Here is a 201-nt window from a genome sequence, read left to right on the forward strand (position 1 = left end):
AGTTAAGACTCGGTTTCCCTACGGCTCCCCTATACGGTTAACCTTGCTACAGAATATAAGTCGCTGACCCATTATACAAAAGGTACGCAGTCACACCACGAAGGTGCTCCCACTGCTTGTACGTACACGGTTTCAGGTTCTTTTTCACTCCCCTCGCCGGGGTTCTTTTCGCCTTTCCCTCACGGTACTGGTTCACTATCG

Annotated in this window: 1 rRNA gene; it reads right to left on the reverse strand. The window is 50.2% G+C overall.

Annotation, left to right across the window (positions count from 1 at the left end):
- Positions 1-201 (reverse strand): 23S ribosomal RNA (locus K5I40_RS24220); the annotation flags it as partial.

The organism is Leclercia sp. LTM14, from assembly GCF_023736175.1.
GTDB lineage: Bacteria > Pseudomonadota > Gammaproteobacteria > Enterobacterales > Enterobacteriaceae > Enterobacter > Enterobacter barmai.